This window comes from Kribbella sp. NPDC051936 (assembly GCF_040680955.1).
In the GTDB taxonomy this organism is placed as follows: Bacteria; Actinomycetota; Actinomycetes; order Propionibacteriales; family Kribbellaceae; genus Kribbella.
In genome coordinates this window covers 375338-390302 of the sequence record NZ_JBFAXS010000008.1, presented here as the reverse complement: position 1 = coordinate 390302, position 14965 = coordinate 375338, and the positions used below count along the sequence as shown (strand labels likewise).

Below are 14965 nucleotides of genomic sequence, written 5' to 3'. Positions count from 1 at the left end.
TCAATCAGTCACCGTAGCCGGAACCGCTGTAGCGCAGCAGGCTCGGAGTCCAGATCGCCAGCGCGGCGACCAGGACGACCAGCAGCAGGGCGCTGACGAAGGTTGTCCTGCCGACGCCGTAGTGCTCGGCGAACGCGCCGAGGGCGAGGGAGGCGACCGGCATGATGCCGATCGCCAGTTCCTGGACGCCCAGGGCGCGACCGTGCAGGGACTCGTCGGTGGTCATCAGGAGCAGCGTCGTCTGGAATACGCCGAACGCGGCGCTCATCACACCGATCGCGGCTGTGAGGACGAACGCGACGATCCTGTCGTGGGACAGCGCGAAGAGGGACCACAGTGTGCCACAGAGCGCCGTACCGATCACGAAGAGGCCGCCCTTGAACCGGAAGTCGCCGAGCCAGGCGATCACCAGCGAACCGGTCAGCCCGCCGACGCCGGCGCAGGTGAGCAGCCAGCCGAGTCCCGCCGCGTCCAGTCCGAGCGACTCCTGGGCGAACACCGGCATGAAGGACTGGGCGACCGGCCACAGCAGCGTGTTCGCGGCCAGCGTGACCAGGAGCACCGTCGAGGCGAGCCGGTTCCTCGCGAGGTCGCGGAGACCGCTGGTGACCATCCGGATCGCCGACCCGGCGTGCGCGCCGGCCACTCGGCCGCGGCCGCGCAACGGCAGCAGCGTGACCAGCGAGACGGCGTACCAGAAGGTCGAGACCCACAACGCGGCCGCAGCGCCGAGCCCGGTGATCAGCAGCCCACCGATCGCGGGGCCGATCACCTGCGTCATGTTGAGCGCCATCGAGTTCAGCGCGTTCGCGTTGCTGAGGTTCTGCCGGCCGACCAGGTCCATCACCAGCGAGGCGCGGGCCGGTTGCGACGGGGACTGCGCGAGCCCGATCGCCAGTCCGCCGACCACGAGCACCCAGTACGACGCCTTGCCGAGCGACGCCAGCGTGGCGACGGTGCTGACCGCGACCAGCGCCCAGGACGCCGCGACGATCAGCAACCGCACCCGGTCGTGCCGGTCCGCGAACGCCCCCGCGAACGGCCCTAGCAGCAACGGCGCCAGCCGCACCGCCGTGTAGACCGCGACCAGGAAGTCGGAGTGCGTCGTCTCCCAGGCGAGCCACCCGAGCACGAGTGTCTGCGTCCAGACACCGCCGAAGAAGAACAGGTTCGAGAACCAGAACAGCCGGAAGACGCGGTTGTCCCGCAGTGAGCCCAGCGTCCGCCCGACCGTCGTACCGGTGCTCACACCCGGAGCTCGCCGTCGCGGACGACGACCTGCCCGCCGGCGATCACGAGCTCGCGACGCGGCGCGCGCACCAGCACGTCCGGCGCGTTCTCGGCGTCGAGCAGCACGATGTCGGCCCGCGCGCCCACGGTGAGGCCATGGTTCGCCCGGTGCACGAACCCGGCGCCGTACGTCGTCGCAAGCTCGACGGCGTACGTCAGGTCCTCGTCGGTGCGGAGCCCGTGCAGCCGGGCGAAACCGCGGGCGACCTGCAGCAGGTCGCCGTCGCCGTACGGCGACCACAGGTCACGGATGCCGTCGGTGCCGAGGCCGAGCGGAACTCCCGCCGCGCGCATCTCGCGGAACGGCAACGGCGCCGACGTCGGCGGGGCGACCGTGGTCCAGGAGATCCCGGCCGCGCCGAGCTGGTCCACCAGCTCGGCCCGCCGCGCCGGCGGCAGTTCGCCGAGCGCGAACCCGTGCGACACGTTCACCTTGCCCTGCAGCCCTGCCTGCACGGTGCGCTCGGCGATCAGCTCGTACTGGAAGCCGCCGAGGTCGCCGCGGTCGTGCAGGTGGATGTCGATCCCGACCCCGCGCCGGGCCGCGACCTCGAACAGCGCGTCCAGCTGGCCGACCGGGTCGCGGTCGATCGTCGCCGGGTCCAGACCGCCGATGCTCGTCGCCCCTTCGGCGGCGGCCTGGTCGAGCAGGTCGAGGACGCCGGGACGCCGGAGCACACCGTCCTGCGGGAACGCCACGATCTCCACATCGACCGCGCCGTCGAGCGCGGCCGCGGCATCGCGCACCGTGGCGATGCCGCGCAGCCCGACCCCGAGGTCGACGTCGACGTGCGTGCGGGTGGCCGTCGTACCGTGCCGGAGGAACTCACGCAGCACGGCCTGCGCACCGCTCACGCTCGGGATGCCGTACTTGTCCCGCTCGGCGCGCTCGTGGGCGATCCGGCCCTGCGTCGTCGGCTCCCCGCCGTACGACACCCACGGCTGACCCCACCAGCTCTTGTCGACGTGCGCGTGCGCGTTCACGAACCCGGGCAGCGCGAGCAGGCCACGCCCCTCGATCCGCCCCTCGATCCGCCCCTCGATCCGCTCCGCGGCCGCTGTGCCGCTCCCGGCGGGAGAGAGGTCGGAGATCACGCCGTCGACGATCGTCACGTCGACCGGGTCGCCGCCCCAGGGGCGCACGTCAGCCAGCAGCAAGGAGGTCATGCGGGGAATGGTATACCAAAATCCTTACTCGCTCGCGCGCTTGTTCCGGATCAGGGACCGGGACTGCGTGAGGTGTTCGCCGGCCAGCCGTTCGGCGGCCTCGACGTCGCGGTTCGCGATCGCGGTGAACAGCTCCTGGTGCTGGTCGGCGACCGCGACCAGGTCGTCGTGCTGGGTCAGCAGCCAGCGCATCCGGCTGCGCAACGGGCGCTCGATCTCGACGAGCAGCTCGTTCGACGCCAACTCGGTGACGAGCTCGTGGAAGTCGGCCGCCGTGCGCCGCGCGACGACGGCGTCCCCGGCTCGCGCCGCGCCGAGTTGCTCGTCCAGAACGGCCCGCAGGCGGTCGAGTCCGGCCCTGGTACGCCGCTCCGCCGCGAGCCGGAACGTCAGCGGCTCGAACGCGGACCGGACCTCGCTCAGGTCCGCGATGTCGGAGTCGGTGAACGTCCGCACCACCGCCCACGACCGCGGCCGCAACGTCACGAGTCCCTCGCCGACGAGCGCCTTCAGCGCCTCGCGCACCGGCACCCGGCTGACGTCGAGCGCGGCCGCGAGCTCCCGCTCGACCAGCCGCTCACCCGGCAGTCGTGCGCCGTCCAGGATCTCGTCCCGCAGTTGCCGTGTGACCCGCTCGGTCTCCGACTCCCGGCTTTCGCTCATCGGCCTCTCCAGAGTTTGGTATGCCATTGTCCAGCATGTCGTACCAGCGGGTCCGCGGGCGAATCAGGTGCTACTGTCCGCGCAATGGAGGCACCGGAACCGCTGACCTGGACCACATCCGCGCGCGGACGGCGCGTCTCGGCGCCGTTCGTGATCTCGCAGCCGTACCTGAACTTCCTGATCGGCGGCGGCGACTACGAGTACAAGACCTGCTTGAACGTCGTCGTCAAGGGCGAGATCGTCCGCACCGAGACCGGCCGCGGCACCGAGCGGCCGCACCCGGCCTCCTTCGACCTGACGGACAAGCTCGGTCAGGAGGCGCATCTGGAGATCGTCTCCGAGGCCGGCCACAGCGACGTCCACGTGACCGACATCGTGCCGAGCTCGACCCCGGCGGTCGACACGATGAGACCCCCGCTGTACCGGGAGGCGCTGCGCCCGCAGCTGCACTTCACGGCCCGGCAGTGGGCCATGCACCGGCTGAACCCGGTCGAGCGCGAGGAGGGCTGGCTCAACGACCTCAACGGTCTGGTCTTCCACGAGGGCGAGTACCACCTGTTCGCGCAGCGCTGGAACAAGTGTTGGATCCATGCCGTCAGCAACGACCTGGTGCACTGGACGGAGCTCCAGCCGGCGTTCTTCGAGGAGTCCCTCGACACCGGCGTACAGTCGGGCAGCTGCGTCGTCGACGTCGGCAACACCTCCGGCCTCGGCGAGCCCGGCGGGGAGCCGGCCATGGTCGCCTTCTGGTCACGCAACGACAACCGTTCGCAGTGCGTCTCGTACAGCCTCGACCGCGGCCGGACTTGGACGCATTACGCCGGCAACCCGATCATTGACCTGCCGGAGCGCGATCCGATGGTGTTCCGCGATCATCGGCGCTCGCAGTGGGTGATGGTGCTGTACGGCGACGACCGGTACCAGCTGTTGCGCTCCGACGACCTGCTGCACTGGGAGCTGCTGGACAGCTCGATCGCGGACAGCTTCGAATGCCCGGACTTCTTCGAGCTCCCGGTCGCCGGCACCGACGAGTCGCGCTGGGTCCTCGTGCGCGGCGACGGCCGCTACTCGGTCGGCAGTTTCGACGGGCAGGCCTTCGTCGAGGAGACACCGCAGCTGCAGGTCGACGGCGGGCCGCACTTCTACGCTACCCAGAGCTGGGCGGCCGATCCCGCCCCGCGCCGCGTCCAGGTCGCCTGGATGCGCGGCGGCCGCTACCCGAACATGCCGTTCAACCAGCAGGTGAGCATCCCCTGCGACCTGACGCTGCATCGCACCGCGGACGGCCTGCGGCTGTTCCGCACGCCGGTGACCGAGCTCGCGAGCCTGGAGCGCGACCGGAACACCTGGCCGGCCCGGGTACTGCCGGCAGACAGTCCCTGGCGGATCGGTACGGCGTGGCCGCTGCTCCGCATCACCTGCGATGTGGCCGTGCCGGCGGACGGCGAGCTGGCGTTCGACATCTGTGGCACGCGAGTCTCGGTGACGTCGGGCAGCGTCGCTGTACTCGACAGTGAACAGCCGACGATCACCGCGCTCACCAAGCTCGACATCCTCGTGGACATGACGTCCGTCGAGGTCTTCGCCAACGACGGTGAGGCCTCGCTGACGGCCTGCGTCCAGCCGGGTCACCACGAGCTCACTCTCACCGCGACCGGAGCCGATTGCACGATCGAACGCCTCGAGGTCGCCGAGCTCGATTCGATCTGGCCGTAACCGGTCAGCTCGCGCTCTTCTGTTTGATCAGGTCCTCGACGGCCTTCGGGATCGTGGTCTCGAAGTCGAGCAGCTTGGCCCAGGTCAGCGTGATCGTGATGACGACCATCTCGTCGTACAGCCCCTTCACACCGGCCTCCCAGGCCGGGTACTGCTCGTCGGTCATCACCTTGTGACCGGCGACGAGGTAGCCCTCGGGGACACCCGGGACAGTGCTGAGCTCGGCGGTGCCGCGCAGCAGCAGGGCCTTGGGCGGGAACGCCCCGGTGTCGATGGTCAGCGCGACCTTCGGATTCTTCCGGAGCGCGGCGACCTTGGCGGCCTTCGGCACGGTGGCGATCAAGATCTGGTCGCCCTCGACCCAGAAGCCGATCGGGACGACCCGCGGGTCCCCGTCCAGGCCGTCGTAGGCGAACCGGGCCGGCTCCGGCCCGTCGAGGAGCTGCCGCGCGTACGGCTTGGCGAGGATCTCGGCGATCTGCTGCTTGTTCATCTCGGTTCCCATCGCTGCGGAGGTCGGTTCTCATCAGGGGGACGGAGCCGCCCGGCGGTTCTCGACATCGATAGGTTGGCGGATCGTGGAAAGTTTTGATTTCGGTCGCGGGACGGTCCAGCTCGCCGACGACGGCTCGGTCGCGCAGGTGCTGCACCCGGACGGCAGACGCATCCTGCTGGACGAGGGCGTCGTGCACGACAGCCTGCACGCCTGGGGCAAGGGCTTCGTGATCACCGATCGCGGCGCGCACCGGTTCGACACCCCCGCGTTCACCCGGTGGCGGAGCAGCGGTATCGACCTCATGTACCGGTTCGGCGATCTCGAGCTGCGCGTCGGCCGCCGATTCGGCGAGCGGTGGACCGAGACGTACGAGCTGCGCAACACCGGCGCGGATCCGGTCGAGATCGGGTCGCTGGCGATCAGTACGCCGTACCGCGACGTCTACACGTCCAGCCGGGAGAGTCTCACCGGTGCGGTGCACGCCCATGTCTGGACCGGCGGCGCGGACGCCTGGGTGTGGGCGGTGCCGATGGACGGCAGCGGTCCGGGGCTCGGCCTGCAGCTCGAGGAAGGCGAGCTCTGGGCGTACTCGGTCGAGTCCCGCGAGCCCGGCACGAGTAGCAACATCCGCGGCCACATCTACCTCCACGTCACCGACCACGCCCGCGCGCCGCACGCGATGGGCGGCCAGCCGACCAAGGTCCTGTACCCCGGCCAGTCGTACCGCTGGACCTGGCAGCTGGCCTGGTACGACGACCTGCCCGCCTTCCACGCGGACCGCGCACCGCTGATCGGCGCCGACCGCCTCGCGGCCGAGCTCGGCGAGACGATCCGGCTGCACGACGGCCGCGAGATCACCAGCACCGAGCCGGGCATCCAGTACGTCGAAGCGCCGGATGGCAACGCGCGGATCGCCGTACTGTTCCACGAACCGCTCCGGCAGGTCGCCGAGCGCCGGGCACGGTTCGTGCTGGACCGGCAACGCCGGCCCGAGCTCGACGACACCCGCAAGTACGCGTTCGTGCCGTACGACAACGACAGCGGCCTCACAGTCCTCTCGAGCGCGTGGCGCGACTGGTCCGATGCCCGTGAACGCGTCGGCATGGCGCTGCTGCTGCAGGAGGTCCGCGACCGCGGGTGGGGCGACCGCGCCGAGCTGGACGAGGCGCTGGCCGGCTACGAGCAGTTCGTCCGCGACCATCTGCTCGACGACCAGGGCACGATCCAGGACGACAGCATCCACCAGAATGCCGTCCGCCTGTACAACTTCCCGTGGTTCGCCCGCTTCCTGCTCGGCCAGGGCGATCGCGCCGGCGCGACCCGCGTCCTGGACCGGTACTACGAGCTCGGCGGCGACCACTTCCTCGCCTTCGACCTCGGCCCGCTGCTCAGCGAGCTCGGCCTGCACGACCACCTGGTCCGGCACGCGAAGACCTTCGTCTCGTACGGCGACGAGCTTCCGCCGCACGAGGTCAACTACGAGCAGTCGATGGTCGCCCCGCTGCTCGAACTGCTCGTCGCGGCGTATCGAATCGCGCCGGACGAGATCGACGGCGCCGAGCTGACCCGGCGCCTCCCATGGCTGACCGCGTTCGCCGCCGACCAGCCCGACGTCCGGCTGCGGCACGTCCCGATCCGGCACTGGGACGGCTACTGGTTCGGGCGGCTGCGGCTGTGGGGCGACGTCTTCCCGCACTACTGGTCCGCGTTGAGTGCGGTCGTGTACGCCGCCTGGCCGCGCGAACTCGTCACGCCCGCGGACGCCGCCTGGCTGGACCGCGCGGAGGACGCGATCCTCCGCGCGAACCTGGTCAGCTTCGCCGCGGACGGATCGGCGACCTGCGCGTTCGTGTACCCGAGCTGCGTCAACGGGCAGCCCGCCCACGTTGCCGATCCGCTCGCGAACGACCAGGACTGGGCGCTCGTCTACGCCTTACGACGTGAGCGTCGGGAGTAGCTCCCGCAGCTGCGCCATCAGGTAGTCGTGCACGCTGGTCCCGTAGGAGATCCGGGTGGCGCCGGCGGCGGCGAGCTCGGCCGGCGTCGGGCCGCCGACCTTCGCGTGGCCGTTGATCGGCCCGCCGACCTCGGCCGCCACCTGGGCCAGCTGGTCCAGCGGCGCGAGGATCGGGTAGACGCAGTCGACGCCGGCGCGACGGTACTCGCGCCCCCGCCGGACGGCCTCGCCGACCGGGTCGTCGACCGGGCGGATGAAGGTGTCGACGCGGGCGTTGATCACCAGCTCGGCTCCCGCGGCGGCCCGCACCTCGGCCAGGTAGTCGGCCTGCCGCGCGACGTCGACCAGCGCGCCGCCGGCCGAGTCCTCGAGGTTGCAGCCGACCGCGCCGGTCTCCAGCAACCGCTCCGCGAACTCCTTCGGTGGCAGGCCGTACCCGGCCTCCATGTCGGCCGTCACCGGTACGTCGACCGCGCCGGCGATCCGCGCGACGGCGGCGAACATCGTCTCCGGCGGGGTCAGCTGCCCGTCGTCGTACCCGAGCACGCGGGCGACGGCTCCGCTGCTGGTGGCCACGGCGGCGAACCCGGCCTCGGCGACCAGGCGGGCGCTGACCGGGTCCCACGCGTTGGGGAGGACCAGGGGAGTGCCGCCGTGGTGCTGGGCCCTCAACTTCTCGGCAGTCATCGATGCGACCTCACGGCTTGTAGTGACCGGGCTCCATCTTCCCGGTCACCCCGACCCGGGTCCACATGTTGATCGTGATGATCAGCGAGATCAGCCGCGCCAGGTCCTTCTCGTCGAACGCCTGCGCCGCGACGTCGTACACGTCGTCCGGGACGTGGTCCACGCTGATCAGCGTGATCGCCTCGGTCAGCTGCAGTGCGGCCTTCTCCTGCTCGGTGTAGAACTTCGCCGATTCCCGCCAGACCGGGAGCAGGGCGATCCGCTGCTGCTGGTCCGCGCCGAACTGCAGCAGGTCGAGGGAGTGCATGTCGGTGCAGTACGAGCACCCGTTGATCTGCGAGGCCCGGATCCGCACCAGGTGCGCGAGCTTCGGATCCAGCCCGGTGGCGGACACCCGGTCCAGCTCGATCATCGCCTGGTAGAAGTCGGGGGCCAGATTGGCGAGCTTGACCCGCCGCGTCGTCGTTGTCATACCTCCAACCTACGGCCGGATCGGCCCAGGTGTATGGTCCACTTCTATGGAGGATTCGGGGGCCAATTCCAGCGGAGCCGACCTGCATCTGGAGCTCGGCGCGGCGCGCGGCCGGGGGGATCTGGTGCGGGCGTTGCACGAGTCGATCCGGAGTGGGCGGCTGGTGGCCGGGACCCGGTTGCCGTCGTCGCGGTCGTTGGCCAAGGACCTCGGGATCGCGCGGAACACAGTCGCGGACGCGTACGGGCAGCTGGTCGCGGAGGGGTGGCTGACGGCGCGGCAGGGCTCCGGGACGGTCGTCGCGAACCGGGCTGCCGTGCCGCCGGCGCCGTCCGTGCTGTTGCCCGAGGCCCGCACCTTCCGGTACGACCTGACGCCGGGAGCGCCCGACGTGGCGACGTTCCCGCGGACCGAGTGGCTGGCGGCGGCACGCAAGGCGCTCATCTCGGCGCCGAACGAGGCGTTCGGGCTGAGCGATCCGCGCGGCCGGATCGAGCTGCGCACCGTGCTCGCGGACTACCTCGCCCGGGCGCGCGGCGTCCGCGCCGACCCGGAACGGATCCTGATCTGTTCGGGCTACGTGCAGGCTGTGAGCCTGCTCGGCGAGGCGGTCCGGACGCTCGGCGGGACGACGATGGCGGTCGAGGAGTTCGGGTACGGGCTGCATCGCGACGTCATCCGGGCCCGCGGCCTGGAGGTGGCCGCCGTACCGGTGGACGAGTTGGGTGCGCAGACGTCGCGGCTGACCGGGCAGGGGGTGCTGCTCACGCCGGCGCACCAGATGCCGACGGGCGTGCCGCTGGCGCCGGATCGCCGTACGGCTGCTGTCGAATGGGCGCGGGAGTCGGGAGCGGTGCTGATCGAGGACGACTACGACGGCGAGTTCCGCTACGACCGGCAGGCGGTCGGGGCGTTGCAGGCGCTCGACCCGGAGCGCGTCGTCTACACCGGCACGGCGAGCAAGAGCCTCGCGCCCGGACTGCGGCTGGCGTGGATGGTGCTGCCGCAGCGCCTGATCGAGCCGGTCGTCGCCGCGAAGCGGACCGCCGACTACCAGACCGCGACGCTGGAACAGCTCGTCCTCGCGGAGTTCATCGCCTCCGGCCACTACGACCGGCACGTACGGCGGTCCCGCCTGCACTACCGGCGTCGCCGCGACCGCCTGGTCGAGCTGCTCGCGGTCCGTGCGCCGACCGTCGAGGTCGCCGGCATCTCGGCCGGAATGCACGTCCTGCTCGACGTGCCCGGGGACGCCGAGGACATCGTCAGCCGGGCCGCCCGGCAGGGCCTCGGCCTGACCACGCTCACGACGTACCACTTCGACCCCACGCCGGCCACCCGCCAAGCCGTGATCGTCGGCTACGGCACACCACCCGACCATGCCTACCCCGGCGCCCTCGACCTCCTCTGCCAGGTCCTGGGTGTCTGAGGGACGAACGGCTCATCCACTCAGAGAACTGAGGCGGCGGATGTCGTCCGGGCCGACTCGGCAGCAACCGCCGATGTACGTCGCTCCGGCCGCCAGCCAATCGGGGGCGAAGGTCGCCGGGCCGGTGCCGTCGCCGATCCAGCGGCGGGCGATCGGGTCCCAGGACTCGCCGCGGTTGGGATAGGCGATCGCGGGTTTGCCGGTGGCGGCGACCGCGGTCCGGACGGCGGGCAGGACGTCCGCGGGACGGCAGCAGTTGATGCCGACAGCAACCACTTGGTCGACGGCCGCGATGCCGAACGCCTCGGCGAGGGGTTGCCCGGCCCGGGTGCGGTCGCCCTCGATCGAGTAGGAGAACCAGGCGGGGAGGTCGAGATCACGCAGGAGTTCGGCCAGGACCTCGGCCTCCTGGGTGTCGGGGATGGTTTCGACGGCCAGCAGATCAGGTCCCGCAGCGGCGAGGAGATCCAGCCGCGGACCGTGGAAGTCGCGCAGGACCGTCGAGCTGACGCCGTACCGGCCGCGGTACTCCGAACCGTCGGCGAGCATCGCGCCGTACGGGCCGACGGAGGCAGCGACCAGCCGTCCGGGGAACTCGTCGCGGACCTCGCGGGCGATCCGCACCGAGCTCGTGATCAGGCGCTCGGCCTCGGAGCGGTCGACGCCGGCACGCTCGAAGCCGGGCACGCTGGCCTGGTAGCTCGCCGTGGTCGCGACCATCGCGCCGGCCTCGTAGTACGCGCGGTGCACCGCGGCGATCTCGGCCGGATCGTCCCGCAGCAGCCGAGCCGACCACAGTGCGTCCGCCAGGTCGTGGCCGCGGTCCTCGAGCGCGTTCGACAGACCGCCGTCCAGGATGACCGGCCGGTCAGACACCTTGGACAAGTTCGAAGACCTCGTCCGCGCAGCCCCAGGAGACGGTGACGCCGCTGCCGCCGTGGCCGTAGCAATGGATGATCGGCTCACCCGAGCGAGTGCGGACGAGCTCGCACCGGATCGTCGGTCGCGCCGGTCGCAGCCCCACGCGCTGCCGGATGACCTTCGCCGTGCGGAGTTGGGGAACCAGTTCGGCGGCGCGCTCCAGGATCTCCGACGAGGTCTTCGGGTCGACCGTCAGATTCCAGTCGCCGGGCTGACTGGTGCCGCCGACGACGACGTCGTTGCGGCGCGGGACCACGTACGTCATCTCGTCCGGCGAGCGGTCCGCGAGCAGCCATTCGGTGAGCCCGCACGGCTCGACCGTCAGCACCTGCCCCCGGACCGGTGTCACGGTCGGGTCGCTCGCGGTCAGCCGGGCGCCCAGCCCCGTGCAGTTCACGACGAGATCGGCTCCGGTCGGCAGCGCGGACAGCGCCGCGCGGGTCAGCGTCCCGCCGGCCGCCTCGAGCCGTTTCACCAGCGCGGGCAGGTACGCCGGCATGTCGATCACCGGCGTCGTGAACGACCACCCGTCCGCGAACCCGACCGGCGGCGAGCCGACCCGGGTGAGATCCGGCAGGACGTCGGCCCAGCGCGGATCCGGCGTCCGCTCCACCAGGAACTCCCGCCCGTGCAGCAGCTGCACCGACGGCTCGACCTCCGCCAGCTTCGCGAACTCCTCGTACGACGTCCGCGACCAGCCGGCCACTCGATCTTCCGGCGCCGACAGGTACGGGTACCAGATCGCGGCCGCCACCGACGACGTGGTCTCCAGCGGCAGGTCGCGGGCGAACACCGCCACGTCGTACCCGCCCTCCGCGAGCCGGATGGCACAGCTGAGCCCGATCACGCCCGCACCGACAACGATCACGCGCATTCACCCAGTGTTACGCACGCACCGACATCGCACCACCCGGCAACGAATCTGCAGCTCGACAGGAGGTGTCCGCCCGTGGGCGCGACTCCCAGGCGTGCGCCGGTCCTTGCCGACTGTCCAGTGGACGTATACGTACTGTCGAGCTGCCGCGCTCAGTGGACGTTGACGGCGAGCGAGTAGAACCGTCGAAGTCGCCAACCTAGTCGCTGACGCCGCGGCTCAGCAGGACGGTCGCGATGAAGGTCCGGTAAAGCTGCAGCGGATCGTCGTTGCGCAAGACAACGACTCTCTCCTCGCGCCGCTCGACGCCGCGCAGCTCGCAGGCCAGCTCGGCGAAGGCCCGGGTGTGGAACCGGACGGTCAGCTCGGCCGGCAGCGTGATGCTCGGCAGCCGGATGTCGCTCAGCCGGGCGAGCGCGCGCCGGGCGCCGTCGTGGATCAGCTCGCGGGCCCGCTCGGGATGGACCGACAGCGCGGCGTTGTGCGACACCGAGTCCTTCACCACGACCGACTCGATGTCCGGGCAGAACGCCTGCGCCTCGTCGATCGTGATCCGGTCGCCGGAGATCAGCACGACGGGCACCCGGCAGGCGAGCGCCACCAAGGCGTTGATCCCGGCCTCGCCGGTGATCACACCGTTCAGCCGGACCTCGGCGATCGCCCGCGGGTTGTACGTGTGGTGCAGCACGGACCCCGTCGCGCCCGCCGACCCGTGGTACGAGACGAAGAACGCGGCGTCGAACGACTCGTCCAGCCCCTGCATCATGTAGAGCGGCTTGTGCTTCCCGGACAGGTAGCTCGCGCGCCCGTGCAGTTCGTCGGGGCGCAGGTTCTGCATCGTCGAGTGCGAGTCGTTCACCAGGAACTCGGTGCCGCCCGCGGCCAGCGCGCCGTCGATCGCGGCGTTCACCTCGGCCTGCAGTTGTCCCCGGTAGTACTCGTACTCCGTGGCGGGTCCGCGGGCCTGGCTCCAGTCGACGACCCCCGCCGTACCTTCCATGTCCGTGGAGAGGAAGACCTTCATCTAACGCACCATACAAGGCCGTTTCGGGTCGAACTCCCAGTCCTCGACCAGATACCGCATGGCGATCGCGTCGTCGCGGGCGCCGAGGCCGTGCTCCAGGTACAGCTCGTGGGCGGCGGCCAGCGCCTCCCGGTCGAGCTCGATCCCGAGCCCAGGTCGTGCCGGTACGGCGATCTCGCCGCCGGCGATCCGCAGCGGGTCCTTGGTCAGCGCCTGACCGTCCTGCCAGATCCAGTGCGTGTCGAGCGCGGTGATCTCACCCGGTGCGGCCGCGCCGACGTGCGTGAACATCGCCAGCGAGATGTCGAAGTGGTTGTTCGAGTGCGAGCCCCAGGTCAGCCCGAAGTCGTGACACAGCTGGGCGACGCGCACCGATCCGGCCATCGTCCAGAAGTGCGGATCCGCCAAGGGGATGTCGACGGCGTCGGTGCGGATCGCGTGCGCCAGCTCGCGCCAGTCGGTCGCGATCATGTTCGTGGCCGTCCGCAGACCGGTCTGCCGCTTGAACTCGGCCATCGTCTCCTGCCCGGAGAACCCGGGCTCGGCGCCGCACGGGTCCTCGACGTACGCGAGGACGCCGTCCAGACCCGAGCAGACCGCGACGGCTTCGCGGACCAGCCACGCGCCGTTCGGGTCGACGGTGATGCGCGCGGACGGGAAGCGGTCGTGCAGCGCCCGGACCGCGTCGATCTCGACATGCGGATCGAAGACGCCGCCCTTCAGCTTGAAGTCCGCGAACCCGTACCGCTCCTGAGCCGCCACAGCCAGCTCGACAATCGCATCAGCAGTCAGCGCCGGCCGCCGACGCAACTCCGACCACCTGTCGCCGGCATCCTCCGTCCGGTAGGGCAGGTCTGCTTGGGTCGCATCGCCTACGTAGAACAGGTAACCCAGCACGGGGACCGCGGTGCGTTGCTGTCCTTCCCCGAGCAGATCCGCGACGGGCACGCCGAGGTGCTGCCCCAGGAGATCCAGCAGCGCCGACTCGAGACCTGTCACCGCATGCACCGTCGTGCGGAGGTCGAACGTCTGTAGTCCACGGCCACCGCTGTCGAGGCCCTGGAATCTGGTGGACACGGTGTGGAGCAGGGATCGGTAGCGGGCGAGCGGTTGGCCGACGAGCAGGGGAGCGGCTTCGCGGATCGTCGCGGCGATCTTCTCGCCGCCGGGGACCTCGCCGAGGCCGGTGTTGCCCGAGCTGTCGGTGACGATGACGACGTTGCGGGTGAAGAACGGACCGTGCGCGCCGCTCAGGTTGAGCAGCATGCTGTCGTACCCGGCGACCGGCACGACCTGCACCGCGGTGACGGTTGGGGTCATCTGACCTTGCCGATCAACTCGGTGAGCTGTGCGAGCTCCTCGTCGCCGAGGTCCTGCAGCGGCGGCCGGACCGGCCCGGCGCCGCGGCCGATCGCGTTCACGCCGGCCTTCACGATCGACACGGCGTACCCCATGGTTCGGTCGCGGATGTCCAGGTACGGCAGCACGAACTGGTTCAGCTTCCGGTACACCGAGGCGCGGTCCTGTGCGATCACGTCGGCGTAGAAGCCGAGCGCGAACTCCGGGACGAAGTTGAAGATCGCCGACGAGTACGTGCTGTACCCGAGTTGCAGCAGCGGCAGCGCGAACGTCTCGGCCGTCGGCAGCCCGCCGACGTACGTGAGCCGCTCACCGACTCGCGCGTAGGTCCGCGTCATCTGCTCGACGTTCCCGACGCCGTCCTTGAAGCCCACCAGGTTCGGGTTCCGGTCCGCGAGCTCCGCGACCGTCACGTCGGTGAGGATCGCGTTCGCCCGGCTGTAGACCGTCACCCCGAGGCTCGTACTGCGACAGACCGCCGACACGTGCTCGATCAAACCACGCTGACCCGCCTCGGTCAGGTACGGCGGGAACACCAGGATCCCGTCCGCGCCTGCCTCCTCCGCCGCTCGCGCACCCGCCACCGCCGACGCGGTCCCGCCGGTCGCCGGCGCGATCACCGGCACGCGCCCGTTCACCTCCGAGACGGCCGTCCGGACGACGGTGTCGATCTCCGCCGGTGTCAGCGAGAAGCCCTCGCCGGTGCCGCCCGCGGCGAACAGGCCCGCGACGTCGTACCGGCTCAGCCAGGACAGGTGCTCGCGGTACCCGGCCTCGTTGAAGCTGAGGTCGGCGTGGAAGTGCGTGACGGGGAACGACAGCAGCCCGGTCTTCAGCTGCGCGGCGAGTTCTGCGGGGGAGTAATGGGTCACGCCGGTCAGCGTAAGAACGTCGGTGGATACCTGTCCAA

At 70.7% G+C, this 14965-nt stretch carries 14 protein-coding genes; 3 read left to right on the top strand and 11 right to left on the bottom strand.

Translation table 11 applies throughout. The features are described 5' to 3' along the window. Positions 1-4: 4 nt before the first annotated feature. The 3 genes from AB0L64_RS29330 to AB0L64_RS29320 are packed head-to-tail and all read right to left on the bottom strand — an operon-like array spanning position 5 to position 3120. Positions 5-1249: an MFS transporter gene (locus tag AB0L64_RS29330; protein ID WP_363715189.1), complete on the bottom strand. Its 1245-nt coding sequence runs from the start codon at positions 1247-1249 to the stop codon at positions 5-7. After that, on the bottom strand, positions 1246-2457 hold the full coding sequence (locus AB0L64_RS29325; protein ID WP_363715187.1) for an amidohydrolase: 1212 nt from the start codon (positions 2455-2457) through the stop codon (positions 1246-1248). Before AB0L64_RS29325 ends, AB0L64_RS29330 begins: the two co-directional genes overlap by 4 nt. Before the next feature lie 24 nt (positions 2458-2481). Continuing rightward, complete coding sequence (locus AB0L64_RS29320; protein ID WP_363715185.1) at positions 2482-3120, bottom strand: GntR family transcriptional regulator; 639 nt, start codon at positions 3118-3120, stop codon at positions 2482-2484. A gap of 84 nt (positions 3121-3204) precedes the next feature. Between AB0L64_RS29320 and AB0L64_RS29315 the strand changes: the two genes are divergently transcribed. Further along, positions 3205-4836: a glycoside hydrolase family 32 protein gene (locus AB0L64_RS29315; protein ID WP_363715184.1), complete on the top strand. Its 1632-nt coding sequence runs from the start codon at positions 3205-3207 to the stop codon at positions 4834-4836. 4 nt (positions 4837-4840) lie between these two features. Here AB0L64_RS29315 and AB0L64_RS29310 read toward each other — a convergent pair whose 3' ends face one another. Beyond that, positions 4841-5329 carry a pyridoxamine 5'-phosphate oxidase family protein gene (locus AB0L64_RS29310; protein ID WP_363715182.1) on the bottom strand — a complete coding sequence of 163 codons (489 nt, stop codon included), beginning with the start codon at positions 5327-5329 and terminating at the stop codon, positions 4841-4843. A gap of 85 nt (positions 5330-5414) precedes the next feature. Here AB0L64_RS29310 and AB0L64_RS29305 point away from each other — a divergent pair, with 85 nt between their 5' ends. Continuing rightward, entirely contained in the window at positions 5415-7289 is a 1875-nt protein-coding gene (locus tag AB0L64_RS29305; RefSeq protein ID WP_363715180.1) for a hypothetical protein, read from the top strand. Here the strand turns inward: AB0L64_RS29305 and AB0L64_RS29300 are convergent. After that, entirely contained in the window at positions 7266-7976 is a 711-nt protein-coding gene (locus AB0L64_RS29300; RefSeq protein ID WP_363715178.1) for an isocitrate lyase/phosphoenolpyruvate mutase family protein, read from the bottom strand. The two genes, AB0L64_RS29305 and AB0L64_RS29300, sit on opposite strands and share 24 nt — an antisense overlap. A 10-nt stretch (positions 7977-7986) precedes the next feature. Continuing rightward, entirely contained in the window at positions 7987-8448 is a 462-nt protein-coding gene (locus tag AB0L64_RS29295) for a carboxymuconolactone decarboxylase family protein (RefSeq protein ID WP_363715176.1), read from the bottom strand. Between the two features lie 46 nt (positions 8449-8494). Between AB0L64_RS29295 and AB0L64_RS29290 the strand changes: the two genes are divergently transcribed. Next, on the top strand, positions 8495-9877 hold the full coding sequence (locus AB0L64_RS29290; protein WP_363715174.1) for a PLP-dependent aminotransferase family protein: 1383 nt from the start codon (positions 8495-8497) through the stop codon (positions 9875-9877). Between the two features lie 12 nt (positions 9878-9889). On the opposite strand, the gene mmuM is transcribed toward AB0L64_RS29290, so the two are convergent. From mmuM to kdgD, 5 genes are all read right to left on the bottom strand, one after another. Continuing rightward, entirely contained in the window at positions 9890-10753 is an 864-nt protein-coding gene (gene mmuM, locus AB0L64_RS29285) for a homocysteine S-methyltransferase (RefSeq protein ID WP_363715172.1), read from the bottom strand. After that, entirely contained in the window at positions 10746-11672 is a 927-nt protein-coding gene (locus AB0L64_RS29280) for an FAD-dependent oxidoreductase (protein WP_363715170.1), read from the bottom strand. The genes mmuM and AB0L64_RS29280 overlap by 8 nt, the downstream gene beginning before the upstream one ends. Before the next feature lie 199 nt (positions 11673-11871). Further along, positions 11872-12696 (bottom strand): M55 family metallopeptidase, encoded by an 825-nt coding sequence (locus AB0L64_RS29275; RefSeq protein WP_363715168.1) that lies wholly within the window; start codon positions 12694-12696, stop codon positions 11872-11874. Further along, positions 12697-14016, bottom strand: a complete 1320-nt coding sequence (locus AB0L64_RS29270) for an enolase C-terminal domain-like protein (RefSeq protein ID WP_363715166.1) — start codon at positions 14014-14016, stop codon at positions 12697-12699. It abuts the gene before it with no gap. Next, positions 14013-14927, bottom strand: coding sequence for a 5-dehydro-4-deoxyglucarate dehydratase (kdgD, locus tag AB0L64_RS29265; protein ID WP_363715164.1), 915 nt, complete (start codon positions 14925-14927; stop codon positions 14013-14015). Before kdgD ends, AB0L64_RS29270 begins: the two co-directional genes overlap by 4 nt. Positions 14928-14965: the final 38 nt, after the last annotated feature.

What these genes read in the sequence shown, in the direction of transcription:
- AB0L64_RS29325 (WP_363715187.1), bottom strand. Translation starts at nt 2,457, where the DNA reads ATGACCTCCTTGCTGCTGGCTGACGTGCGCCCCTGGGGCGGCGACCCG.
- AB0L64_RS29320 (WP_363715185.1), bottom strand. Translation starts at nt 3,120, where the DNA reads ATGAGCGAAAGCCGGGAGTCGGAGACCGAGCGGGTCACACGGCAACTG.
- AB0L64_RS29315 (WP_363715184.1), top strand. Translation starts at nt 3,205, where the DNA reads ATGGAGGCACCGGAACCGCTGACCTGGACCACATCCGCGCGCGGACGG.
- AB0L64_RS29310 (WP_363715182.1), bottom strand. Translation starts at nt 5,329, where the DNA reads ATGAACAAGCAGCAGATCGCCGAGATCCTCGCCAAGCCGTACGCGCGG.
- AB0L64_RS29300 (WP_363715178.1), bottom strand. Translation starts at nt 7,976, where the DNA reads ATGACTGCCGAGAAGTTGAGGGCCCAGCACCACGGCGGCACTCCCCTG.
- AB0L64_RS29295 (WP_363715176.1), bottom strand. Translation starts at nt 8,448, where the DNA reads ATGACAACGACGACGCGGCGGGTCAAGCTCGCCAATCTGGCCCCCGAC.
- AB0L64_RS29290 (WP_363715174.1), top strand. Translation starts at nt 8,495, where the DNA reads ATGGAGGATTCGGGGGCCAATTCCAGCGGAGCCGACCTGCATCTGGAG.
- AB0L64_RS29280 (WP_363715170.1), bottom strand. Translation starts at nt 11,672, where the DNA reads ATGCGCGTGATCGTTGTCGGTGCGGGCGTGATCGGGCTCAGCTGTGCC.
- AB0L64_RS29275 (WP_363715168.1), bottom strand. Translation starts at nt 12,696, where the DNA reads ATGAAGGTCTTCCTCTCCACGGACATGGAAGGTACGGCGGGGGTCGTC.
- AB0L64_RS29270 (WP_363715166.1), bottom strand. Translation starts at nt 14,016, where the DNA reads ATGACCCCAACCGTCACCGCGGTGCAGGTCGTGCCGGTCGCCGGGTAC.